The organism is Stappia sp. (assembly GCF_040110915.1).
Lineage (GTDB): Bacteria > Pseudomonadota > Alphaproteobacteria > Rhizobiales > Stappiaceae > Stappia.
On record NZ_CP157793.1, the window covers coordinates 2,241,375 to 2,263,409 of the forward strand.

General features: G+C 67.6%; 26 protein-coding genes. 4 read left to right on the forward strand and 22 right to left on the reverse strand.

Annotated elements, in window-relative coordinates:
* Positions 1 to 3: 3 nt before the first annotated feature.
* The 4 genes from ABL312_RS09805 to ABL312_RS09820 form a co-directional block, all read right to left on the reverse strand.
* A complete protein-coding gene (locus ABL312_RS09805; RefSeq protein ID WP_152367699.1) occupies positions 4 to 474 on the reverse strand; it encodes a DUF2271 domain-containing protein in 471 nt (156 codons plus the stop codon).
* Positions 475 to 512: 38 nt separating this feature from the next.
* A complete protein-coding gene (locus ABL312_RS09810; protein WP_349361206.1) occupies positions 513 to 872 on the reverse strand; it encodes a hypothetical protein in 360 nt (119 codons plus the stop codon).
* A gap of 185 nt (positions 873 to 1,057) precedes the next feature.
* Positions 1,058 to 1,735, reverse strand: a complete 678-nt coding sequence (locus ABL312_RS09815) for a cytochrome b/b6 domain-containing protein (protein ID WP_349361207.1) — start codon at positions 1,733 to 1,735, stop codon at positions 1,058 to 1,060.
* Complete coding sequence (locus ABL312_RS09820; RefSeq protein ID WP_349361208.1) at positions 1,728 to 2,048, reverse strand: PepSY domain-containing protein; 321 nt, start codon at positions 2,046 to 2,048, stop codon at positions 1,728 to 1,730. Before ABL312_RS09820 ends, ABL312_RS09815 begins: the two co-directional genes overlap by 8 nt.
* A gap of 144 nt (positions 2,049 to 2,192) precedes the next feature.
* On the opposite strand from ABL312_RS09820, the gene ABL312_RS09825 reads away from it, so the two are divergent.
* Positions 2,193 to 2,852, forward strand: coding sequence for a response regulator transcription factor (locus ABL312_RS09825; RefSeq protein WP_349361209.1), 660 nt, complete (start codon positions 2,193 to 2,195; stop codon positions 2,850 to 2,852).
* Positions 2,849 to 4,207 (forward strand): ATP-binding protein, encoded by a 1,359-nt coding sequence (locus ABL312_RS09830; protein WP_349361210.1) that lies wholly within the window; start codon positions 2,849 to 2,851, stop codon positions 4,205 to 4,207. Before ABL312_RS09825 ends, ABL312_RS09830 begins: the two co-directional genes overlap by 4 nt.
* A gap of 178 nt (positions 4,208 to 4,385) precedes the next feature.
* Here the strand turns inward: ABL312_RS09830 and ABL312_RS09835 are convergent, their stop codons facing one another.
* The 14 genes from ABL312_RS09835 to ABL312_RS09900 all read right to left on the reverse strand — a co-directional run bounded on the left by ABL312_RS09835 (position 4,386) and on the right by ABL312_RS09900 (position 17,792).
* The gene (locus ABL312_RS09835; RefSeq protein WP_349361211.1) at positions 4,386 to 4,643 is read right to left on the reverse strand and encodes a hypothetical protein; all 258 of its coding nucleotides are present in this window, start codon (positions 4,641 to 4,643) and stop codon (positions 4,386 to 4,388) included.
* The gene (locus ABL312_RS09840; RefSeq protein ID WP_349361212.1) at positions 4,640 to 5,314 is read right to left on the reverse strand and encodes a D-Ala-D-Ala carboxypeptidase family metallohydrolase; all 675 of its coding nucleotides are present in this window, start codon (positions 5,312 to 5,314) and stop codon (positions 4,640 to 4,642) included. The genes ABL312_RS09835 and ABL312_RS09840 overlap by 4 nt, the downstream gene beginning before the upstream one ends.
* Positions 5,315 to 5,386: 72 nt before the next feature.
* Positions 5,387 to 5,677: a DUF6127 family protein gene (locus tag ABL312_RS09845; RefSeq protein WP_349361213.1), complete on the reverse strand. Its 291-nt coding sequence runs from the start codon at positions 5,675 to 5,677 to the stop codon at positions 5,387 to 5,389.
* A gap of 12 nt (positions 5,678 to 5,689) precedes the next feature.
* A complete protein-coding gene (locus tag ABL312_RS09850; protein ID WP_349361214.1) occupies positions 5,690 to 6,766 on the reverse strand; it encodes a DUF2793 domain-containing protein in 1,077 nt (358 codons plus the stop codon).
* A 75-nt stretch (positions 6,767 to 6,841) separates the two neighbouring features.
* Positions 6,842 to 7,222 carry a hypothetical protein gene (locus tag ABL312_RS09855; RefSeq protein ID WP_349361215.1) on the reverse strand — a complete coding sequence of 127 codons (381 nt, stop codon included), beginning with the start codon at positions 7,220 to 7,222 and terminating at the stop codon, positions 6,842 to 6,844.
* 53 nt (positions 7,223 to 7,275) lie between these two features.
* Entirely contained in the window at positions 7,276 to 11,244 is a 3,969-nt protein-coding gene (locus ABL312_RS09860) for a glycoside hydrolase/phage tail family protein (protein WP_349361216.1), read from the reverse strand.
* A gap of 9 nt (positions 11,245 to 11,253) precedes the next feature.
* A complete protein-coding gene (locus ABL312_RS09865) occupies positions 11,254 to 11,688 on the reverse strand; it encodes an NlpC/P60 family protein (protein WP_349361217.1) in 435 nt (144 codons plus the stop codon).
* Positions 11,685 to 12,569: a DUF2163 domain-containing protein gene (locus ABL312_RS09870; protein ID WP_349361218.1), complete on the reverse strand. Its 885-nt coding sequence runs from the start codon at positions 12,567 to 12,569 to the stop codon at positions 11,685 to 11,687. Before ABL312_RS09870 ends, ABL312_RS09865 begins: the two co-directional genes overlap by 4 nt.
* Positions 12,566 to 13,192: a DUF2460 domain-containing protein gene (locus tag ABL312_RS09875; protein ID WP_349361219.1), complete on the reverse strand. Its 627-nt coding sequence runs from the start codon at positions 13,190 to 13,192 to the stop codon at positions 12,566 to 12,568. Before ABL312_RS09875 ends, ABL312_RS09870 begins: the two co-directional genes overlap by 4 nt.
* Positions 13,193 to 13,253: 61 nt before the next feature.
* Complete coding sequence (locus ABL312_RS09880; protein ID WP_349361220.1) at positions 13,254 to 15,662, reverse strand: phage tail tape measure C-terminal domain-containing protein; 2,409 nt, start codon at positions 15,660 to 15,662, stop codon at positions 13,254 to 13,256.
* The gene (locus ABL312_RS09885; RefSeq protein ID WP_155064687.1) at positions 15,643 to 15,798 is read right to left on the reverse strand and encodes a hypothetical protein; all 156 of its coding nucleotides are present in this window, start codon (positions 15,796 to 15,798) and stop codon (positions 15,643 to 15,645) included. Before ABL312_RS09885 ends, ABL312_RS09880 begins: the two co-directional genes overlap by 20 nt.
* A gap of 83 nt (positions 15,799 to 15,881) precedes the next feature.
* The gene (locus tag ABL312_RS09890; protein ID WP_349361221.1) at positions 15,882 to 16,319 is read right to left on the reverse strand and encodes a hypothetical protein; all 438 of its coding nucleotides are present in this window, start codon (positions 16,317 to 16,319) and stop codon (positions 15,882 to 15,884) included.
* Positions 16,319 to 17,260, reverse strand: a complete 942-nt coding sequence (locus ABL312_RS09895) for a phage tail tube protein (RefSeq protein ID WP_349361223.1) — start codon at positions 17,258 to 17,260, stop codon at positions 16,319 to 16,321. The genes ABL312_RS09890 and ABL312_RS09895 overlap by 1 nt, the downstream gene beginning before the upstream one ends.
* A 112-nt stretch (positions 17,261 to 17,372) precedes the next feature.
* The gene (locus ABL312_RS09900; protein WP_349361224.1) at positions 17,373 to 17,792 is read right to left on the reverse strand and encodes a hypothetical protein; all 420 of its coding nucleotides are present in this window, start codon (positions 17,790 to 17,792) and stop codon (positions 17,373 to 17,375) included.
* Positions 17,793 to 17,999: 207 nt separating this feature from the next.
* Between ABL312_RS09900 and ABL312_RS09905 the strand changes: the two genes are divergently transcribed.
* On the forward strand, positions 18,000 to 18,455 hold the full coding sequence (locus ABL312_RS09905; protein ID WP_349361225.1) for a hypothetical protein: 456 nt from the start codon (positions 18,000 to 18,002) through the stop codon (positions 18,453 to 18,455).
* Positions 18,415 to 19,485, forward strand: coding sequence for a serine/threonine-protein kinase (locus tag ABL312_RS09910; protein ID WP_349361226.1), 1,071 nt, complete (start codon positions 18,415 to 18,417; stop codon positions 19,483 to 19,485). The genes ABL312_RS09905 and ABL312_RS09910 overlap by 41 nt, the downstream gene beginning before the upstream one ends.
* Positions 19,486 to 19,750: 265 nt before the next feature.
* On the opposite strand, the gene ABL312_RS09915 is transcribed toward ABL312_RS09910, so the two are convergent.
* The 4 genes from ABL312_RS09915 to ABL312_RS09930 all read right to left on the reverse strand — a co-directional run bounded on the left by ABL312_RS09915 (position 19,751) and on the right by ABL312_RS09930 (position 22,028).
* On the reverse strand, positions 19,751 to 20,380 hold the full coding sequence (locus ABL312_RS09915; protein ID WP_349361227.1) for a DUF6441 family protein: 630 nt from the start codon (positions 20,378 to 20,380) through the stop codon (positions 19,751 to 19,753).
* A gap of 5 nt (positions 20,381 to 20,385) precedes the next feature.
* A complete protein-coding gene (locus tag ABL312_RS09920; protein WP_349361229.1) occupies positions 20,386 to 20,697 on the reverse strand; it encodes a hypothetical protein in 312 nt (103 codons plus the stop codon).
* Positions 20,697 to 21,032, reverse strand: a complete 336-nt coding sequence (locus tag ABL312_RS09925; protein WP_349361230.1) for a DUF2190 family protein — start codon at positions 21,030 to 21,032, stop codon at positions 20,697 to 20,699. Before ABL312_RS09925 ends, ABL312_RS09920 begins: the two co-directional genes overlap by 1 nt.
* A gap of 84 nt (positions 21,033 to 21,116) precedes the next feature.
* Positions 21,117 to 22,028, reverse strand: coding sequence for a Mu-like prophage major head subunit gpT family protein (locus tag ABL312_RS09930; RefSeq protein WP_349361231.1), 912 nt, complete (start codon positions 22,026 to 22,028; stop codon positions 21,117 to 21,119).
* Positions 22,029 to 22,035: the final 7 nt, after the last annotated feature.

Sequence of the window (22,035 nt, forward strand, 5' to 3'; positions counted from 1 at the left end):
TCCTCACATGTCGTAGGCGAAGCTGGCGATGTACCGGCGCCCGGTCACCGGCGTGCCCGCACCATCGGTCGTGAGCGGGACGGCCACCTCGTTCGGGCTGTCGCGCATGTCCTCGACGGCGGCGTCAATGTGCAGCGTGTAGCCCGCGTCGAAGAGCGCGTCGGCCAGGTCGAGCGTGATCTCGAGCGTGCGGCCCGCGCCGACGCTGGCGCCGGTGATGCCGTTCACCTGCGCAGTGTCGCCGCCGGTGGCGCGGTACCAGTCGCTGAGGTGCTCGTAGTACTTGGACTTGCCGCCAGCCATCCAGAGACTGCCGACGTAAGCGCCCGAGGTATCGGTGACGTAGAGCGCGAGATAGGCCCCGTCGCCGCCGTAATTGTTGAGGGTCGTGGTGAGCGTCACAGGCCTCGCCATGGCGAGGCCGGGGAGCGTCAGCGCGGTGGTGAGCGCGAGCGTTGCGAGAAGCGACTTCATCGGGTTGATCCTTGTTCGGAGAGGAGCTTGAGAGCGGTTCAGTTCACCTGAACCTGCGGCGGAGCGCCGTTCCCGAAGAGGCCGTTCTGCGGAGGGGCGACCGTGCCGGCGGGCGCGGGATTGCGAGCGCCACCGCGGCAATCGTCGTCGTCGTCATCATCGTCGTCGCAGTCATCGTCGTCATCGTGGTCGCGACGCGAGCCGTCCCGCCAGCGGTCGTCGTCGTCGTCATCGTCGCTTGCGAGAACGAGCGGCATGGCTTGCGATGAGTCATCGAAGAGCGCGGCAATGGGCCGAAGGACGCTATCGGCCGGGGCTTGCATCGCACTCCAGGCGGGGACGCCGATCGCGGCGGTCAGCGCCGTGGACGCGACCAGAAGTGTCAGGGTCTTCTTCATGGCAGGGTCTCCTTTTGTCTGCTGGAGACAATCTGGAGATCTGACCTGAGGGCTTCCTGACGCGTCGGCGATTCCCGCTTCAGCTTGCTGTCAGGAAGAAAGTGGCTTCGGACGGAAAAAGGCCCCGCCCGTGAGGGCGAGGCCAGGGGGGCCGAAGGGACGGTCGGCCTTCGGGTTGGGTTCCGTCAGGCGATGTCGCCGGGACCGGGAGCGCGCTTGTCGCCCGTCACCATGGCCCGGGCCAGGTTCTCGTGGTGGCGGAAGGAGGCCAGCACGACGCCGCCCACATGCAGCGCGGCAAGCAGCAGCATCAGGTTGGCGAGCGTCTCGTGGACTTCCTTGAGCGGACCCTCGACCTCGCCCCGTTCGCCGTATTCCCGCTCGTCGCCGTCGCCGTCGTCGTCGGCCCAGGCGGGCGCCACGATGGCGGGCATGGACGGAAGCATCGCCAGACGGGTCTGGTCCTCCATGAGCCAGCCGGTGAAGGCCGTGCCCGACAGCGTGACCAGCAGCGCCACGATCATCCCCGCGCCCGCCGGGTTGTGGCCGAGGTAGCGCCGCTCGCGTCCGCGGGTCATGTCCCCGAGATAGGCCAGCGTCTCGCCGGGGCCTTTCAGGAACTGGGCGAAGCGCGCGTAGCGACTGCCGACGAGGCCCCAGACCAGCCGGAAGGCCACAAGTGCGGCGACGGTGTAGCCTGCGAACTCATGGACAGGTTGCAGCTCGTCCGCAGTCAGCCATGCGGTCGCGAAGGCTGCGACCAGGCCCCAATGGAACACGCGGACCAGCGGATCCCAGACACGGACCTTGCTGCTCGGCCCCGTGCTCATCTCTGGCCCTTGGTGTGAGATTGCGTCAGTCATCGTCGCCTCCTTCGCGATCCCGGCGGGGGCGATCGTCGTCGTCCTCGTCCTCGTATTCGAACTCGATCACCTGGAGCGTTGCCGGATGAACGGTCACCTCGATCCGGCGCCCCTCGGCGTCGCGGCCGTCGATCTCGTAGCAGCCGTCGTCGATCTTGATCCGGCGCACCGTCCAGCCGTTTTCCTCGGCCAATCGGGCGACGGCGTCGCGCGGCTGCCAGTCGGCCATCGGCACGAAGCAGTCGTCGTCCGCCAGCGCGACTCCGGCCGGGAAGACCGCGAGAAAGCCGAGAATTGTCAATGTCTTCTTCATGGGCCAAACTCCTCGATGCGGCCATCTTGATGCAATTGATGCGCGGCGAAGCTGACGGCAGCCTGAAGGGACGTGCCCCGCCGCTTCAGCTTCGTGTCAGCCAGACGGATCATGGAGGGTCATCGGAAGAGGACGGGGACGAGGATGCGGATCCTGCTGATCGAGGACGACACGGTGCTTGGCGCGGCGGTGCGCGACCAGATCGCGGCCGATGGGCAGTCGGTCGATTGGGTGATGCGCCTCGATGCGGCCGGCGACGCTGTGAAATCCACGTCCTACGACCTGATCCTGCTCGACCTCATGCTGCCGGACGGTCGCGGGATCGGCTTCCTGAAGAGCCTGCGCGCGCGCGGAGACGTGACCCCGGTCATCATCCTGACCGCGCTCGACCAGGTGTCGGATCGGATCGAGGGGCTGAACGCGGGCGCCGACGACTATCTCGTGAAGCCCTTCGATCTGGCCGAGCTCTCCGCGCGGATCGGATCAGTCGCCCGGCGCTACAGCGGCAACCCGAACCCCATCGTCAGCCACGGGCCGCTTGAAATCGACCTCGCCGCGCGCAGCGTTCACCGGGACGGCAAACCCGTGCAACTGACGGCACGGGAATGGGCGCTGTTCGACGCCTTCCTCGCACGCCCCGGTCAACTGCTGTCCAAGGCGCAGCTGGAGGAGAAGCTCTACGCCTTCGACGCCGAGGTGGAGAGCAACACCATCGAGGTCCATGTCAGCCGCCTGCGCAAGAAGCTCGGGGCTTCGGTCATCGAGACCGAGCGCGGCATGGGCTACAGGCTGGGCCGTCCATGAAATGGCCTGCGAGCCTTCAGGGCCGCCTTGGCCTGTCGCTCGGTCTGGCGCTGACGGTGCTGTGGCTGCTCGCGGCGACGGTGACGGCCGTGATCGTTCGAGGCGAGCTGGACGAGATCTTCGACAGCGCCCTGCGGGAGACTGCTGAACGCATCCTCCCGCTGGCGGTGACCGACATCGTGGGCCGCGAAGATCAGGGGATCACGCAGCGGCTCACGCCGATCCGAGAGCATGAAGAGTTCTTCACCTACCTCGTCCGGGATGCCGAGGGGCGCATTCTGCTGCAATCCCACGCGGCCGACGCGGCGGTATTCCCGCCCTGGGACGGCCCCGGGTTTCGGCAGACCGCCACCCACCGCTTCTACAGCGACGCGGCGCTTCAGGAAACGATCCGGATCACCGTGGCCGAGCCGCTTGCCCATCGCGCGTCGGTCGCGCGTGAGATCCAGATGGGCCTCGGCCTGCCGCTGCTCATCATGCTGCCGATCGCGCTGATGGCAATCATTCTTGCCGTTCGCTTCAGCCTAGATCCGCTGCGTCGGTTCCGCGCTCGGCTGGAGGCGCGCGGCGCCCGCGACCTGTCGGAGGTTCCTTCCAGCGATCTGCCGACGGAGATCGGACCACTGGCCAAGACGCTCAACGGCCTTCTGGCCCGCTTGCGCGAGGCGTTCGAGGCCGAGCGCAGTTTTACCGCGAACGCGGCCCATGAGTTGAGAACTCCGCTGGCCGGCGCAATCGCTCAGGCGCAGCGGCTGAGGGCGGAGACGCAGGAGCCGGCCACCGAAGCGCGTGCCGCCGAGATTGAGGCGACGCTCAAGCGCCTGACCCGGCTTTCCGAACGCCTCATGCAGCTTGCCCGGGCCGAAGGCGGGCGGCTGCGGATGGACCGGAGCGCAGACCTGAGGGCGGTCGCCCGTGTGGTGGTAGACGATCTCGGACGCGCCATTGCGAAGGACCGCATCGCGCTTGGGCTGCCAGGGAAAGCCGTCATGTCCGATATCGACCCGGACGCCTTCGCCATTCTGTGCCGCAACCTCATGGAAAACGCGCTCCGTCACGGAGCCGAGAACACGACGATCGACGTCACGTTGACCGCAGACGGGCTGCTTTCCGTCGCGAATGATGGCCCGATCCTCCCGCGCGACACTCTCGACCGCCTCACGGCGCGCTTCGAAAGGGCGAACGCGAAAGCCGACGGTAGCGGACTTGGCCTCGCTATCGTTGCGGCCATCGCGAACCGGATCGGAAGCTCTCTCGTTCTGAAATCGCCGCGACCTGGTGGATCTTCCGGCTTCGAGGCATCACTCATTTTGCCGACCGATAGCCCTGGGTTCAGCGCCGGGCGCGATGCGTAATCCGCGACAAGTGCCGGAGGATCAGCGCACCCGCGCCTGTTCCCGCATCACCGCGTAGTCGCTCATCATCTCCGCGATCGCCGAGCCCTTTGGCAGGAGGTCCAGCTCCTCTGCCGCGCGCACCTGGAACTCCCTGCTGTACTCGACGACCGGCGGACAGGCCCCCGGCCTGTTACCGTCAGAACCGACCGTCGCACAGCCGCTCAGCAAGCTCGTCGCGATCGCGAGGGCGGCGAGTTGCCGCTTCCAGCATCTGGCGTTGGACGTCATTGATCTTCTCCGAGGTTTCAAGGCGTTCGGCGAGGCGGCCCGTGCGTTCCCCGGAGCGCCGAAGCGAAAGCAGGAACAGGAGCACTGCCAGCCCGGTGGCGCCGTAGCGCAGCGCCGCCCGCGTCAACGGGCTCGCGGCGATCCCGGTGAGCAGCCCGGCGATCATCGCCGCCCTCGCTTCCAATCGTCGAGACGGGCGTAGATCGTGATCGCGATGCCGCCGAGCGCCACCGCGATGAGCACCCAGCGGAGCGTGTCGAGATACGGCACCAGCGGCAGGATGGCGGACTGCGTATCGGCCAGGACGCTCTGCGCCACCTCGACCCCGGCCGCACCCAGCGTGGCGACGCCCGCCGCGCCACCGCCCTTCATGGTGCGGCTGTCGGCCAAAACCTCGCGCGCTGGTGGCGTTTCTTCGGCGAAGGCAGTCGCCCGGAACGGGAAGCGCTCGCCCCACTGCCGCGCAGGGCCGAGATCGACATGCATGAAACCCGAGCGGGGATAGAAGCCAAAGCCGAGGAACCCGACGTCCCGCGCCGCCGCCTCGAAGGCCACCGGGTCGTGGTTCGCCATGGCGATGTCGAAGGCGGCGCCGTCGAGGTGTTTCGACCGGGTCGCGCCGCCGACCGCACGGTTGTGCTCGGGGCTGCGATAGGCGGAACGGACAATCAGCGGCTTGCCCAGCCGGTCGCGCAGCGCCTGCAGCTTGTCGAGCGCGGGCTCGTTGATCAGCAGCTTGCCAGTGCCCCGGCAAGCGATCTCGGCCGGGCTGAAGTTTGACCAGCGCCAGGCGCTCTCAGGCACGTCGCGCCAATGGCTGTGGAAGGTCGTCGTCATGGGGTCCTCCAGAAACGAAAAAAACCGCCTCGAGGGCGGGTGCGGTGGGACGAACAGGTCGGATGGCTTGGGCTACGGGGCGTTGCCGAAGACCTTCAGCTTGATGGCGGCGCCGGCGAGCAGCGCGAGCAGGATCGCGGTGGTGACAGCGCGGACGACGGTTTGCACAGCCGTGCGGCGCACCAACCGGAGCAAGTCCAGCATCGAGCGCAGGTCGCGGATGTCGAGCGCGGCCTCGTCGCCTTCGAGCCCGACATCGGCGAGCGCGCGCTTGGCGCCTTCCTCGGCGGCGCGCGCTAGGATCGCCTCGAACTCGTGCTCCGGCATGCGGACGAAACCGTCCTCGGGTCTTTGGGGTGCCATGGCGCGCCTCCCTCAGCCGATCTTCGTGCCCCAGAAGGACGTGTGATCGGCGGCGAAATATCCGTCCGCAACCCGGAAATAGCCCTGCAGCTCAACGGTATCGCCCGCAATCAGAGGCACCATGGTCTGCAGCCAGATCGCGGTGGCGAGCGAGACGTGGGTGGCTGAGATTTCGCCGAGGGAGCCGCGGATTTCCGTCGTGCCGTTCAGGACGAGCCGCCCGCGCATGCGGGCTGTGGCGCTGGCGTTGATCTTGTAGAGCAGCGTTGCGCCGAAGAGGTAGGTTCCGTCGACCGGGGCCACGAAGTGGTTGTTCGCGGCATCGAACGCGCCCTGGTCGTTGTAGTCGGTGTTGTTGAGGCCGATCTTCGTCCAGGTCCCGATGCCGACGTAATTATCGTAGTTCGTGTACGCCTTGAAGCACGGCAGCCGGGGCTGGTCGACGATGCCGTTGGCGTTGTCGACGCTGAGCCCGTCGAAGAAGGTGCTGCCGTCGGCCGAGACTGCGAGCCGGAACCGGTCCGAGCCGAAGAGGCCGACCAGCGCCTTGGTCACGAAGCCGGTCTGCAGCGTCAGCCCGAGATCGTCGCCCGCCGCCTCCTTGTTCATGGTGTAGAACAGATCGCCGCTGCCGCCCTCAGCCAAGGTCTTCGCCGTCCAGAGCGCCGCGTTCAGCTTGGCCGAGAACGGGTTCGAAGCGTCGGCCGTGGTGCCGATCCCGAGCAGTGCCATGTTCTGCAGCGCCGCCGGTGTGGTTCCGATCCAGCCCGCGCCGTCGTAGACCAGCAGCAGGCCCTCATCCTCGACCCAGGCCCGCCAGCCGGTCCGCGGTGGCAGGCGGAGCCAGGCGCCATCGGTCCAGAGCGCGACGTTCAGATCCCAGCCCGCCCAGTCGCCGGTGGCACCCGAGCCGACGATGTATCGCTCACCATCGGCGGGACTGCCGGGCGGCGTGGTCAGGTCCCGATCGAGCACGGAGAGCTGGACGAGCCCGTCGAGGATCCGCAGCGCCTCATTGTGGGTGACGTGCTTCTGGGCCTGCGCCGCCAGGATGTAGGGGAGCAGCAGATGGGTCGTGGTGTCGGACATGGGCGGTCTCCAGAACGAGGAACGCCGCCTGCATGGCAGACGGCGAGCAATGGCGCGGCGATGGGCGGTGGCGGGCTACCCGCTTTCGGGTTTCTCTGCCGGTATGGCCGAGAGAACCGGGTCAGGCTTCGGCGCGTCCCACTTCGCGGTCATCGCGGCCCAGCGGTCGATCTCGGCTCGGAATGCGGGATCGTCGATCCTCAGATGGAAGGTGTAGAGCCGGTCCACGATCTCGCGCATCAGTGCGCGCATCTCGTCGTCATTGATCCGCGAGACCTCGGACCAGGGTATGCGTCGGCCCGCAGCGTCCTCCACGATGACGTCGCTGCCATCGCCCGTGTGCGAAACGGGCGTGAGACCGGCATGCAGGGTCTCGAGCTGCGTGTTGCGCACGCAGGCCACGGCCATCACTCTGGCAAGCTTGGCGGCAATCCGGTCTTCGTCCTCGGGGCGCATGACCCGAGTCTACGACGCCGATCGCGCATAGTGCCAGAACTCATTGCGCCACCTCATAAGCTCAGCGTTACGGTCTTGGGCGCACCCCGCCCGAAAAGGGCGGAGAGCTGACGGATGCGGATGTCGAGCGTGTCGCCGGGGGCGAGTAGCTCGCCCCAGTCTGCGGTCTGCTGGGCGGCGGTGTAGACCGCGCTGGTGGTGGCCGTGCTCAGCACCCGCTTCACAGTGGCGCCGTCGAGAATCTCGACATCATAGGCTTCGAGTTCCTCGGCCAGCGGCACCTCGAGCCCACCCCAGCTGTCGGCGGAAAGTGCGCGCGACCGGCGCGTCCAGCGGATCGTCAGATCGCCGGGCGCACGCGGCTTGCGCCACGGCTGCTCGACATGGGCGACCGAGAACGGCCGCAGCCCCACGCCCGAAGGCGTGAAGGCCTGCGCGACATAGGTCTCGTCGCTGACCGGACGGCTGGCCGGGCCGATGCGCCAGTTCCACGGGATCCCAAGGTCGGCCTCGGCGATCGGCAGCGTTGCGAGGCTGTCGTCGAGCACCACCACCCGCGCGCCTGCCGGAGCCGGGTTGCCCATCGCGCCCTCAGTGCCGCGCTGACCGCGCAGGAGCCGGGTCAGCCGGTACCGACCCGGCGCCAGCAATTCCGCCGCGCCCGTCTGCACGATTTCCCAGACGCCTGGCGCGCTCTCGATGGCGAGCGCGTTCGCCCCGCCGAACAGGGTCAGGTCCGTGACGCTTTCCAGCGTCCCGGTCAGCAGATCGACGACCAGCGCATTACCGAGGTCGAAGCGCGAGGTGGGGCCAGCGTAGAAATCGGCGACCAGCGCCCCGATCCGGGCGCGGCTGCCGAACGCGGTCAGCAGCTCGAACCCGTCCGTCGACGGACTGCGGAACACCGCCATCTCGCCCGGCCACGGCACGGCATGCGCCGCTGCGAAGGGACGATGCGCGGACTGGTCCTCGGTCAGCTGCGGCAGGTCGAGCAGCACCGCCTCGGGCACGCCGAAGACGACGGCCTGCGAGAGCGCCGAGGGCCGCGGCGCGCCGGGCGGGAGATCGTAGGCCTCCCGGTCCTGGCGCACCGCCTCTATGCCGCGCGCCTCGGCGTCGGCGATGGAGACGAGCCGCAGATCGACCAGCCGTCCGTCATGCGCTAGGCGGATCGCATCGGCCGGATCGAGCGCGAGCCGCGAGGGCGGCAATCGGAACGCCGCCGTCTCGCGCCCCACCCACGCCTCCATCAACGCGCGGCGGCAGCGGCGCTCGGCTTCTTCCGGCGGCGCCGCCATCGGGAAGGACTCGGAGGCGATCCGGGTCGTGTCCACGGTGATGCGCCGCGCCTCGACGAGCGCCGCGTCATAATCCTCGTCCGCGCGGGCAACCTGCCACTTGAGCGCCTGCGGCAGTTCGGTCTCCTGGCCGCGGGTCAGTTCCAGCACGTCGCCCTCACGACCGGCGACCAGATCGTCGGGCGCGAGGGTCGCGACGGAGGCCCGGCCGCGCATCACGAAACGGATCACGCCCTCGGTCTCGACGGCGTCGAAGCCGAAATGCCGCGACAGCGTGGTGATTGAGGCACGTGGGCTTTCGAGCGCCGTGATCGCGTAGCCCTCGACCGCGCCCCAGAGGCCGGAAACGTCGATCCGGGACTCGGGCAGCCCGGCACGCAGGCAGAGGTGCCGAACCAGAGCCGCCAGCGACACCGCGCCGAGACGCCCGGTCAGCCAGTGCCCGAGCCGCCAGTTCGCCCCGTCCGTCCAGACGTCGGTCAGCGCCGGAAAGAATGGGTACGGCCGCGCGTCCCAGGTCCAGGCGGCGCATTCGGGGACGTGCACCATCCGGCCGCCGTAGACGGCGGAGATCGGGTTGTTCGCCGCGTCGCCCCACCAGAGATATGTCGCCTCGAGATAGGCCCGCTGGATGGCATCATCGCGCCAGCCCCGTGAAAAATGCGGCGTGAAGCTCTCCGACGACTTCGGATCGAAGAAGACGTTGGGCTGGTTCGTCCCCCGGTCGATGGCGGGGCAGCCCAACTCGGTGAACCAGATCGGCTTGGACTGCGGCGTCCATGCCGTCGGCGTCCCGCTCTCCACCCCGCCCGGGCGGTTGTAGTGGGCGTTCGACCACCAGCTGCGCAGATCCTTGTAGCGGAAGACCCACGGCTTGCTGGCGGCGCCATCGGTGATCGGAGTGCGAACCTGCGCGGAGCGATCCGCTGCGCTGGCATAGAACCAGTCGAAGCCTTCGCCACCGGCGATGTTCCCCTGCAGGTAGGCGCGGTCGTAGATCGCGGGCCAGCCTTCGGCCGCGTCGGCATGTTCGAACCCATCACGCCAATCGGAGAGTGGCATGTAGTTGTCGATCCCGACGAAATCGATCTCCGGATCGGCCCAGAGCGGGTCGAGGTGGAAGAACACGTCTCCGCTGCCATCGCCCGGCTGGTGCCCGAAATACTCGCTCCAGTCCGCCGCGTATCCGATCTTCGTCCCGGCACCGAGGATCGAGCGGACATCCGCGAGCAGGTCCCGATAGGCCTGCACCGCCGGATAGGTACTGGCGCCCGAGCGGATCGTCGTCAGCCCCGGCATCTCGGTGCCGATCAGGAAGGCGTCCACCCCGCCTGCGGCGGCGCAAAGATGGGCGTAGTGCAGCACCATGCGCCGCAGGCCCCAGTCGCCCGGTGCACCTGTCCACGAAACCGACTGACCCGAGACGCTGAAGCTCGCGGGCGTCGCCGCGCCGAACAGCGCCGCGACCTGGCTTGCGGCCGTGGTGGTCTTGTCCACGGTCCCGGCGAACCCCGCTGCCGGAGAACAGGTGATCCGGCCGCGCCAGGGGAACGCGGGCTGGCCGGTCTCGGCGGCGTTGTCGGAATACGGGTTCGGCAGCGTGTTGCCGGGCGGCACGTCCATCAGGATGAAGGGATAGACGGTCACCCGCAGTCCGCGCGCCTTCATCTCCTGGATCGCCTGCACCACCGCGAAGTCGGACGGCGTGCCGCCATAGACCGGGCGGTCCTGGTCGTCGCGGCTGACGAGATGGGCGGCGGCGCGCGATACGCCGTTGACCGACCAGGTCTGCGGGCTCGTGGTCTTTTCCGAGACCTCGACGCCCGGCCGGATGGTGCAGTCGCCCACCCGCAGATCATTCCCGAACCAGGCGACCACGAGGCTGACGCTTTCCACCTTGGGCGCCATCGCCTGCAGCCGGTCCAGCGCCACCACCATGTCGGCGGTGTCCGAGAGCGCGTTCAGGTTCTCAGGCGTCTGCGCCCCGCCGCTGCCCTTCCGGATGCCCTGCGTCGCGTAGGTGAACTCGCCCGAGGCTGGGATCATTGTGACGGCCCGCGTCAGCCCCTCGGCGGTGTCGGGATCCGCGAGTGGGCGGAAGACCTCAAAGGAAAGCTGCGGCAGGCGATTGCCGTAGTTGCCGAGCGGCAGGTCCTCGAAGACGACATAGGCCGTCCCGCGATAGGCCGGCGTGTTTGCCGCGCCCATCTTGGCCGCGATGAACGGGTCCGCTGTCTGCGCCTCGTCGCCCGGATACCAGCGCCAGGTGATGCCGGCGGTGTCCAGCAGCTTGCCGTCCGCCCAGATGCGCCCGATGCCGGTGATCGGGCCCTCGCAGAGCGCGACCGCGAAGGTGGCGTAGTAGAGGTATTCGGTGGTCTTGACCTTTCCGCCACCCCCGCCGCCCTTGCCGCCGCCCTGCGTCGTGGTCCTGGTCTCCTCGCGAAAGTCCGTCGCCCATATCACGTTGCCGCCCATCCGCATGCGCCCGTAGACGCGCGGGATGACGGCGCCCTCGGTCGAGGACGTGATCCGGAGGCTGTCGAGCCGCGGTCCCTCGATGCGCTGGGTGGGCGCGAGCGAGGAGACGATCCAGCTGTCGACAACCGACCCGATGGTCGATCCCACGAAACCGCCGATGGTGGCAGCGCTCACGCTGAGAATCGCGCCGCCGATGCTGCCGCCAATGGCGGCGCCAGCCGCGCCGAGAACGAGAGTGGCCATAGGGATGCTTCAGCGTTGCGGGAACAGGAAGGCGAAGGCGATGCGCCGGCGCCAGGACAGGGTGAGCGGTTCTTCGATCACGCCGAGCCGCTCGTAGGCATGGAGGAAGCTGTCAGGCGCGGTGAGTATCCCGACATGCTTGGCGATGGCGCGCGGCTTCATGCGGAACAGCACCAGCGCGCCCGGGCCGGCCTCTACCGGAGGTGCCTCAATCATCATGCGCCGCGCGCCTTCCGCCAGAACCTCGCGCGGGCCCGTCTCGCCCCAATCGCGGCTGTAGGGCGGGATCGGGAATGGCTCAGGGCCGACGACCTCGCGCCAGACGCCCCGCGCGAGCCCGAGGCAGTCGCAGCCGACATCGCGCAGGCTCGCCTGGTCGTGGTACGGCGTGCCGAGCCAGGACCGCGCGATGGCGATGACGCGGGCGGGATCGGCGGAGGTCACAGCACGCCGCCCTCGTGCCCGCCATCCTTGGTGGCGTAGCGGAGAACGGCGTCCTGGCCGGGGATGTGCGGGAAGCCTCGGAAGTTGGCGGTGTTGGCGAACTTTGCGCCGCAGGTCTCCATCCGCTTGTCGCAGCCTGCGCGGATCGTGAAGCCGTCGCCCTCGACGATCGCGAGCACCGGCGCCTCGAGCAGCGTCAGCACCGCGATGCCATCCGTGACGTCATGGCCCAGCACCTCGGTGCGCCGCCCGGCGTTCGCGCCGCTCGACCATTCGACCGTGCCGAAGGTGAACCAGCCGGCGGCGAAGCCGCCGAGGCCCGAGGCGGTGAAGGACCGGTCGCGTAGCAGGTCGATCACCGCGCCCGCGCCCTTGTAGGCGGGATCCTCCAGATCGACTCCGCAGCGCCCATCGCCGAGCGCGGCATCGCAGGTCGCCTGGAACGTCCGCCCGACCGTCTGGCCCAGCACATGGGCGAGCGAGCGCACCTCGGCGACGAAGGCCAGCCGCCCGCGCCGGATCTGGCCGATGGCCCCGCGCCGCATCATCACGCGCTGGCTCGTATCGGCCCAGTTGACCCGCCAGACCTCGACCTCGGCGTTGTCCCAGCGGCCGTCGAGGATGTCGGTCTCGTTGATCCGGTCCGAGGTCAGCACGCCCTCGGCATCCTGCGCGTCGACGGACAGGTCCGGGCCCGAGCGCACTTCGGACGCTGTCAGCCCGCTCTCGGGTTCGAAATCCGTGCCGTCGAAGCTCAGCGTCCGGTCGTGATCGGTGAAGCCGAAGGTATCGCCGTCGGCGCGCGCGATCCGCCAGCACCAGGCGAGCGTCGTCGTGCCCTCGTCGAGATGGGCCTGAAGGGAGGGCGAGAGTGTCTTCATCGGCGCAGTTCCAGCAGCGGGATGGAGGTGATCGAGCCGAGCCGCTCGACGTCGAGCGTCACGTCGAGCACGTCGGTGTCGAAGCGGACCGGCACGTCGAACTCGAAGCCCGCGGTGATGGCGACGCCGGAGCCCGGGGCGGCGCCGAAGGTGACGACGCCGGTGGTCGTGTCGACGGACCACCCACTGAGCTGCTCCGCGCCATCGAGGGCGACGCGCACCGTGCCCGCGACGGGCTTGGTGATCGTCCGCACCCATGTCTGGCTGCCCGAGGCGTAGCTTTTGACCAGCTGGAAGGCGGTCGTCGTGCTGTCGCCGGTGCCGATCGCCTGATCGGTCGGCGCTGGCGTCTGGGACGGCAGGCAGGACTTGTGATCGCCCCAGTCCTTGAAGCGGAAGCCGTGCAGGCGACCGTTCCGCGCCTCGAAGAAGGCGACCACCGCCGCCAGATCGTCCGCGCGCCGGATGCCGTAGGCGACATCGTAGCGACGGCGCGAGTTGGCCCAGCTGGCGTTGCGCTCCTCGTCGCCGGAGGCGAGCTCGACGATCTGCGTGCGCCGCTCCGGCCCGCCCCGCGCGCCCCGGCTGATGTTGTCGGGAAACCGGACATCGTGAAACGCCATCAAGTCTCTCCATGGTTCGTGCTCTGGCCCCCGCAACCGGTTCCCACTTGCGGGGTCGCACTCACATGCCCCTCCGCCCGAGCGACACCGCGCGGGCGATGTCCGCCGCAACCTGCGTGCGCGACTGCCGGAAGCTCTCGGCGTCGCGGGCCATGATGGTGACGTTGACGCCGCCGCCCGCGCCGTAGCGCTGCGCCTCTCGGCGCGACAGCACCCGTTCGCCGCGTTGCAGGATCGCAGGCACCTCGTCATGGCGGAGGCCCGCCATGCCGCCACCGTGCATTCGGGGGGCAGCGGCGAAGGCCATGGCCGGGACCATCCGCGAAGGTCCGGCCGATCCGACCATCCCGCCCGCATGCAGGACGTTGGCGAAGATGCCGCCAGCACCGGAGAACACGCCGGAGAGCGCGTTTGCGATCGGCCCGAGGATGAACCGCCGCGCCGCGAGCTGGGCGAGATCGGCCAGCAGCGAGGTGACGAGATCGCGGAAGTTCAGCTTGCCGGTCCGCACGAACTGGCCGATCGCGTTCTCCGCCGACTGGAAGGCGCCGACGAGGCTCTGACCGATGTCGCCACCGATGTCGCGGGCCTTGCTGGCGTAATCGGACAGCGCCGCAGTGACGGCCTGCCAGCCGGTGACCGCCTTGGGCTCGGCCGCAACCGCCGCAACACCCGCGGCAGCGCCGGCGTCGGTTGCAGCCCGCCCGGCGCCGTCGAGCGCGGTCTCGAACCGCTCCGCCGCGGCAGTTGCCTCGGCCAGCGCATCGGCGCTCCCCTCGTCGGTTCCCCGCACGGCATCGCGGAGCGCCTGCCAGCTTTCCAGCGGGGAGCGGGCCCCTTCCGCCAGATCGCGCGCAGCGCCTCGGTAGACGTTGGCGGACTCGAGCGCGCGGTTCGCCGCGTCGGTCAGGCCGAGATCGGGCGCGGTGAGCGGGTTGTCCTCGAACGCCCGGTCGAACGCCGCCTGTGCCGCGGTCGTCGCGGCCGTCGCTGCCCCCTCAAACCGGTTCTCGATCTGGCCCAGCTCAAGATCCGGGATAATCGAGATGCGTCGCTCGGAGCCAAGCGCTTCCAGCCCTTGGTTTATCCCGCCGATGAACGTGTTGATCCGCGAGACCACCCCGTTCAGCATCGCCTCGACGCCGTCGATCAGGCTGTTGGCCGCCTGAAACGCCAGATCACCGATGGCGGCGGGCAGCAAGCCCCAGATCGCCTTGATCGCCTCGTAGGCGCCCTCGAAGGTATTCGCGGCGGTGTTGCCGAAGCCCACCACGCTCTCGATGGCGCTCTGCATGCCCGAGGCCGCGTCAGCCTTCAGGTCGAAGAACATCGCCGTGGCCGCCGCGCCGGCCGCCGCCGCGCCCATGCGGATCCGCTCCCAGACCTCGACAGCGAGGTCCTTCAGGAGCGACATCGCTTCTCCGAACCCACCAGCGCCGGAGACGAGACGGGTGAACTGATAGACGAGCTCGCCCGCGCCGACGATCAGCGCGCCGATACCGGTCCGGATCAGCGCGCCCCTTAGCACGACGAGAGCGGTGGCAAGGCCGCGGACCGAGAGCGCTGCAGCGGCCATGCCGGCGACCCAACGTCCCGCGAGGAAGGCCGCGAAAGTCGCGGCGTAGGTGGTCAGGCGGCCGATGTTGTCGAAGAGGCCGCGGATGGCGATGCCGAGCGGCCCGGTGCGGCTGGCGACCGCCGCCATGGCATCCGCGACGGCTTCCAGCGCGGGGGCCGCGGCGACCGCGAGCTGGTTGGACAGCCCGCGCCAGATCAGACCGAGCCGAGAGATGGCGTCGTTCGTCCGCTCGATCTGGTCGGCGTCCTGCTCGGAGACCACGACCCCGAAGGCGCGCACGTCCTCGGTCGCCTGGCGCAGCGTCGCGGTGTCGATCCGCGACATGGCGATGGAGCCTTCCTCACCGAAGAGCTGCCCCGCAACGGCGGCGCGTTCTGCGGCGGGCACGAAGCTTTCGATCGCGGCGTTGATCGCGCCGACGCGCTGGTCCAGCGGCAGGGCGATCAGCTCGTTGGCCGAAAGCCCCAGCCGGTCGAGCGCGTCTGCGGCGGGACCGGTCCCGGCGGCCGCTTGGCTGAGACGGCGCGTCAGATCCTTCGTGGCCTGCTCGATGCCGGACATGGAAACGCCTGCCAGCTCGCCCGCGCGCTCCAGCATCTGGATCGAGGCGACGGTAGTCCCGAGGGACTGGGCGAGCTTGGCCTGCGCATCCACCGTCTGCAGGCCGGAGCGGACCATGGCAACGCCGGCAGCCGTGGCGGCAGCGACCGCAGCTGCAGCCGCCACGCGCACTCTGCGCGCGAAACCGGCGAGTCGGGTGTTCGCCGCCTCCATCTCGCGGCTGAGACGGCCGAAGCCGCGCGATCCGGCTTCTCCGACACCTTCCAGCTCGGCGCGCACCTGCCGACCACCGACCGCCGCAAGGCGGACGCTAACCCGTTTTTCCGCCATGGGAGTGATCCATCTGTTCGTTGAGCTTGGCGACCATCACCGCTTCGATGACGGGCAGAAGTTCGGCCATGGCCAGCGGCGGCACGCCGAGCGCGTTGCCGAGCGCCAGCGCCGCCGACATGTCCCAGCCGATCACCGCGCCGGGCAGGACACGGAGCTGACCGCCGAGGCGGCCGACCAGGTCCCAGACCTGCCAACCCTCCGGGGTTTCCGGACGGTTCAGCCGCGCCGGGCAGTCTTCGCACGCTTGCGCGCAGGCTTGGCAATATCGGTCGCCCCCGCCGAAGGACCACTCGGCGAGAGCGCGGAGGCGTTTTTTTCCTGTTCCAGCAGCAGGCCCTTCGAGACGTAGGTCAGTTGGAAGGCCTCGAAGATCGGCCAGACATCGAGCAGAGCATCGATGGCCTCGGGGCTCGGCTCGATGGGATCGCCGTCCGCATCGCCGATGCCCTCCCAGGCGAGCACCGCCCGCCGCGCGAGCGCCTTGGCGAAAGCGACGGCGCGTTCCTCGTCCGAGGCCTCCTCGGGCACCGCCTCGACGGCCGGATCGCTGCGGGTCGCCACCATCAGCGCGGTCGTCAGCGGTCGCAGCTGCACCCGGACGCCGGGCGCGAGATCATGCCAGCGCGGTGCGTTGGTCAGGTCGAGCGTCAACATCAGTAACTCTCCACGTCGTTCACGAGGGTGGCGGTGCACATCCGGCCGACCACGCTGTCGCGCGCCGCCTGCCAGTCGAAAGTGGCCTGCACGCCCTGCGGCCCTGAAATCTCGATCCGCGGGCGCGGCAGGTAGACGGCGTGCACGGTGAAGGTGAAGCTCTCGCCCGACGGCAGGACGTAGGCGAATTCCATCTCGCAGGCCTCGCCATTGATCGCCTGCGTCACCAGCGTCTGATCGGCGAAGCGCACCTCGATCCGGCCGGTCAACGCCGCGATGGACGGGTCCGCCCCGTCGATGCGGCCATCGCTCCGGATGGTTTCGATCCGGTCGAGGTTGTTGGCATAGGTGATCTCGGCCGAGACCACATTGCCGAGGGCGGTCCCGTTCCGGGTGATCGCCCCGTTGAAATGACCGAAGCGCTTCAGCTCCAGCGCGGCGGGCGTCCCGGCGCTCGTCGTGGTCCCGACCGTCTCGCCCTGCGCCACCAGCCGGGCCGTCGCGGTCAGCAGGCCCGAGCGCTGCATCTGCCAGGTGATCTGGTCGAGCACGCAGCCGGAATACATGGCATAGCGCGGCACCTCCGGCATGCCGGTCTCGATCGACATGCTCGGCAGCGTCCAGGACCCCGACTGGAACTCGTGGGTGTACGGAGCTTCCGCGCCGGTGGTCGTCGGCGTGCCGAAGGCGGCCTTCAGCCAGAAGCCGAAGGCCTCGGCGTCGAGCGGCACGACGACGTCGCCGTCCGCCGTCACCGCGTCCTTGATCGGCGCCAGCGGATCGCGGCCGTAACCAAGAAGCTCCGAGTTCAGCAGCGGCTGCTCCGCTCCGAGCGATGTGCTGGCGAAGGGCATCTTGGTGAAACCGCCCACGGGCGGCGTGCCATAGACGGTCTCGAACGCAAGCGCCATCTGCGCCCGCGCCCCCTGGGCTCGTGCCATGGTGATCTCCTGTTGTCGGTTGGGTCAGGCCAGCGGATCGGCCGTGGAATAGTACAGCACGACTGGGAGTGAGGCGGATCAGACGAACGCGGCCTTCAGGCTGGCCGCGAGGTCATCCCAGCGGATCGGCTGTCGAATAGTGAAGAACCACCGGAATGACCGCCGCCTTCAGGCTGGCCGCGCCCTCGACCGGCAGATCGACCGGGCGCGGCGCTTCGGCCTCGACCCATTCGCAGAGGCCGCCGAGCGTGCGGTCGGCGGCGAGTGCAGCACCGATGCTGGCCGTCAGCGTGTCGAAAGCGGCGTCACGGTCGGCACCCTGCACGACCGCCTCGATATCGACGCGGTGCTGGTAGTGGTAGGCGAGCGGCGACAGCGTGACCTCCGGCTCCCCCGGCTCGCCATCGCGCAGGATCAGCAGCCCATCGGCCGGCACGCGCTCTGGCAGCACCTCACCGCGCAGGGCCGTGGCGGGCAGCGCCGAAAGCTGCGAGTGCAGCGCGGTGAGTATGGTTTCCCGTGGGGTGGGCATGCGACCTAAACACCTCGATGTACTGGCGCCGGACAAGACTTAGACTTGAGCGGTCTGTCCTACTGTGAGGGAGCTTCCCGCAAGGCATGCTCTCCATTTATCCTAGGAGAGCCGGGACCCGAAGGCTGCTGGGCCGGGCCTTCGGTCAAGAAAGGGTTGCAAGACAACTGAAAATGCCGCCCAATGGTCGATAATTGCGGAGTTTACATGATCACAATTGGTATACGCGTATCACCCGGCGCTGTGACATTTGCCGTCTATGATTCTGATAATGACGAAGTCGTTAATCTCGACGCGATCCTAATACCAGTAGCGTTCGATACACCTGATGCATTGAAATACGTGCGAAGCAATCTTCTAGATATTTTGCGCGAGTACGGTGTGCATCGTGCAGGCATTCGGACTACCGAGCCGAGCGCGCGACGCATGAACATCGGCCGTATCGAAATGGAAGGTGTCATTCAGGAGTCTTTTGCAAGTAGTGATCTAGAGTCTTATTACATTGGTCATGTATCATCTATCATGTCGCGTCTCGGGCTTCCGCGGACTGAATTCAAACCACTGGTAGACGGTGACCAAGACCCAAACATTGAGAATTGGGACAAAATGAGCAAGGAGGAGCGTGAAGCAGTCCTTTGCGCAAAGGGGGCGGTCAATGCTTAAGCCTTACAAAAGAGCTGAACTGGCCTTCGAGGAGCTCCGCGAAATTGGCGCCGACGGTAGAAATTCAACGACTTGGGTAGTCAATGATGTGCAGCTTGGCGCTGAAATCGTCATGAAGACCATAGCCAAAGCACAACTACGCGACGTGAGCGAATATTTTGATGAAGCAAAGTCGCTTTATGCAACAGCACATCAGAATGTCGTGCAGATTCACTATGCCTGCGAGGACGCAGATAACATCTACATTGCGATGCCATTTTACAGAAGAGGATCGGTCAAGGGTATGATGGAAGCCGCCCATTTGACCACACGTGAGATCATTCGCCTGGGCTGCCAGTTGTTAAGTGGATTGCACAACATTCATAGCAAGGGCTTAATTCATTTCGACATAAAGCCTGACAATATTTTGCTTTCCAATAGAGGTGAGGCGATGCTTTCAGACTTTGGTCTCGCCAAGCAAGTGCATCTGGGAGTCGCAGTTCCGAATGGACTATACATCCGCATGGCGCCTCCGGAAGCGACAGGACAACCACCATTCGATCTACGGTTCGATATTTATCAAGTCGGCCTTACCCTTTATCGCATGGCGATTGGCAACGATGCGTTTAATTTGCAGTTCGCGCGATTCACCCAAGGCGGTGGACTTGATGTGGCCACCTTGGCGGCAGAGATCCAGGCAGGGACGTTCCCAGACCGGCAAGCCTTTCATGAGCACGTACCGATGCGGTTGCGACGCGTGATCACCAAGTGTCTTGAACCCGATCCTGACGCTCGATTCAGCTCCGCGCTCGCGGTGGCTAATGCCCTCGCCGCCGTCGATGACAGTTTAGACTGGCGTTTGGAGAAGGGCGTTGTTAACAAGATGTGGACTAAGAACGAAGCTGGAACTCAGAAGTGCTTCGTGGTGAACCAAGATGGTTCGACGGAGTTCACCACGACGGCAGCTGGTGGACAGCCGCGCAGAAAGCGGGATCTGTGCCGCCCGAGGATGACTCGTCGCGACATAGAGGGAGTTCTGAGGCAAAATTGATGACCAAGACCAAGAACAATCCGGAGAAGTATAAGCGTCGAGAGGTAACGGCACCGAAGGGCCGACCGTCGCGTGTGGTCGCTTTGGATTTCTCGTCGCCTTTTTTCACCAAACCCGTGCACGCTGGGTATCTCGACTGGCGTAGCTTGCCGAAGCCTACTAAGCGTCCATAACTGCGGCGCTCTGGCTCCGGGGAAGCCAAAGCCTCCGAATGGGATCCACCCACCGGAAGAACGAAAAAAGGGCTGAAGTACGCGTTTGTCGACTACACGTGTCCTTCCACCCAGTTCGCCAAGATCAGCCCCGGCAAGCTGTCGAGCGCCCGCTCGGCATCACGCTCAAGACCCAATCGCTTCGGCAGCTTGACCTGCGGGACCAGCAGGAAGATCGGCACCGTCGTGCGCCCGCGGCCGGTCTTCGACCGCGACGCGACGCCGAGCCCCCGGCTGTTCAGCCGTCCCTCCGCCACCAGCAGGCTCGGGCCCCGGCGGCGGTAGACGAACCGCAGGCGGAACCCGCGGCGGCGCTCCCACTCGCCAGGGGTGATCTTGCCGCCGCGCAGGCCTCGGCCAGCGGCCTCGGTCGGTATCGCAAGCCAGAACCCGTCCTTCGAGCGGATCAGCGGGCCGGTGTCGTGGGCGCCGACGATGACCGGGGCCTTGGACCAGACCAGCGCGGCGGCGTTCAGGCTCTCGCCGGCCTTCGGGTAGGTCTGGCTGCGGATCGAGTTGGCGAGCCGCCGGCCGAGCCCCGCGCCGGTGATCTGGCCGCGCCAGGCGGTCTTGAGCCCGGTGCCGGCCTCGCGCATGGCAGCGGTCACGGCCTTCTCGCCCGCCTTCACCTCGGCGGCCATGGCGGCGACGAGGTCGGGCGTGATGTCGAGTTTCAGCTTCATGGCGGTCAGGCCGGGCGCAGGTCCACGGTCCAGACGAGCCGCTCGCGGTCACGGACGGGCTCGCCCTGGATGAGGAAGGCCTCGTCGTCGATCTCGATGCGGTCGCCGGGACGCGGGTTCGCCACCTCTGCGAGCCGCAGGTCCAGCCGGGTGGTCTCCGACCAGATGCGCGCCTCGCCGAAGCCGGTGACGTCGTCCGGCCGACGCAGGATCGCGCGGACCAGCGCGGGCGTGCCTCCCTCGGCGGTGTAGACGACGTCGCGTGCGAGATGCGCGTCGGCGAAAAGCGCGTCGAGGGCGGCGGCGAAGGCGGTCATCAGAAGCTGCCGTTGAGGCGAACCCGGCCGATGGTGTCGCCGGCCCCTCCGGCCACCGCCTCTACGGCGACGCCGATGAGGGTGTTGTCGGTCGCGACCGTGGTGCAGCGCTTGTTGGTGTCGTCCCAGTAGATCTTGGCGCCGACAGTCCAGGCCTGCGAGCCGATCTTGGTGAGGTCGAAGACGCCGGTGAGTGCGGCCTCGATGGTGGCGCCGCTGGCGGCATCGCCGGCCGCCACACCGAAGATGGAGCCGACGAGCAGGCCGTCGCCGGAGGTCACGGCGTAGGGCGCGGTCAGGGTGAGAGTGGTGCCGGGCTGGACGTAGTTTTTCATGATGGGACTCCGCGTTGAACGACGAAGGGCGGCCCATCGGGACCGCCCGTGTGTCAGGGATCAGGGTTCAGGGGATGGCCCGGCTCACGCGCCGGGGTTCTTGTAGAGGCCGCGCCAGTCGATAGCCTTGGCGCCGAAGTCGAGGCGGCACTTGATCTCGACGCCGTCGACGTCGAAGCCGTTGCGGGTCTCGATGTAGGCACCCTGCTGACCCTCGAGATAGGCGTACTCGATCGTGTCGATCTGGTTCGGCGAGGCCGCGAGATACCAGGCCGTCTCGCTGGCCGCGTCGAGCCGGGGCTCGGCGATGGGCGAGAGCGTCCGGATCGACTGCGGCACCACGTTGCCGCTCTGCGCGGGCACGAGGTTCTGGGCGACCAGCTGCTCGGCCTTCAGCTCTAGCGCTGCCGGCACGATCAGGAAGGCCGGCCGAATGTTCAGCACCGTCTTCTTGTCGAGGCCGGTCTGCTTGCGCATCGCCGCCCGCGCGAGGCCCACGCTGTCGACCCCGAGCGCCGCGCCCGAACCGGCGAGGTTCTTGTGGGTCGAATGGAACAGCGCGGTGCCGTCGGCCATGGCCGGGTTCGACGTCACGATGTCCCAAACCACGTCACTCTCGAGCTGCGCGATGGAGTTGCCGTACATCGCCGGGATCCGGGTGAAGGCGTCGAGATCGTCGTTGATCAGCACCTGACGGGTGATGGCGACGACGCGCCCGTAGGTCTCGATGCGGTAGCTCTCCTTGCTCTCGCCGAGCGTGCCGCGCTTGAACTCGCCGCTCTCACCGACCTTCAGGAGTTGCGGCGCCTCGCCCAGCTGGACGCGGTGCATGGCCTTGAAGTCGGTTGCCAGAACCTGCCGGCAGAAGAGCGGGAAGGTCCGCGGATAGGCCTCGTAGGCCTGGCGCAGCGTCTTGTTGGTAACGGCGGCGAGGATCTCGGGAAAGTCCGAGGTCGAGTGCAGCGCGCGCGTCGCCACCTCGTCGCGCGAAAGCATCTGTGCA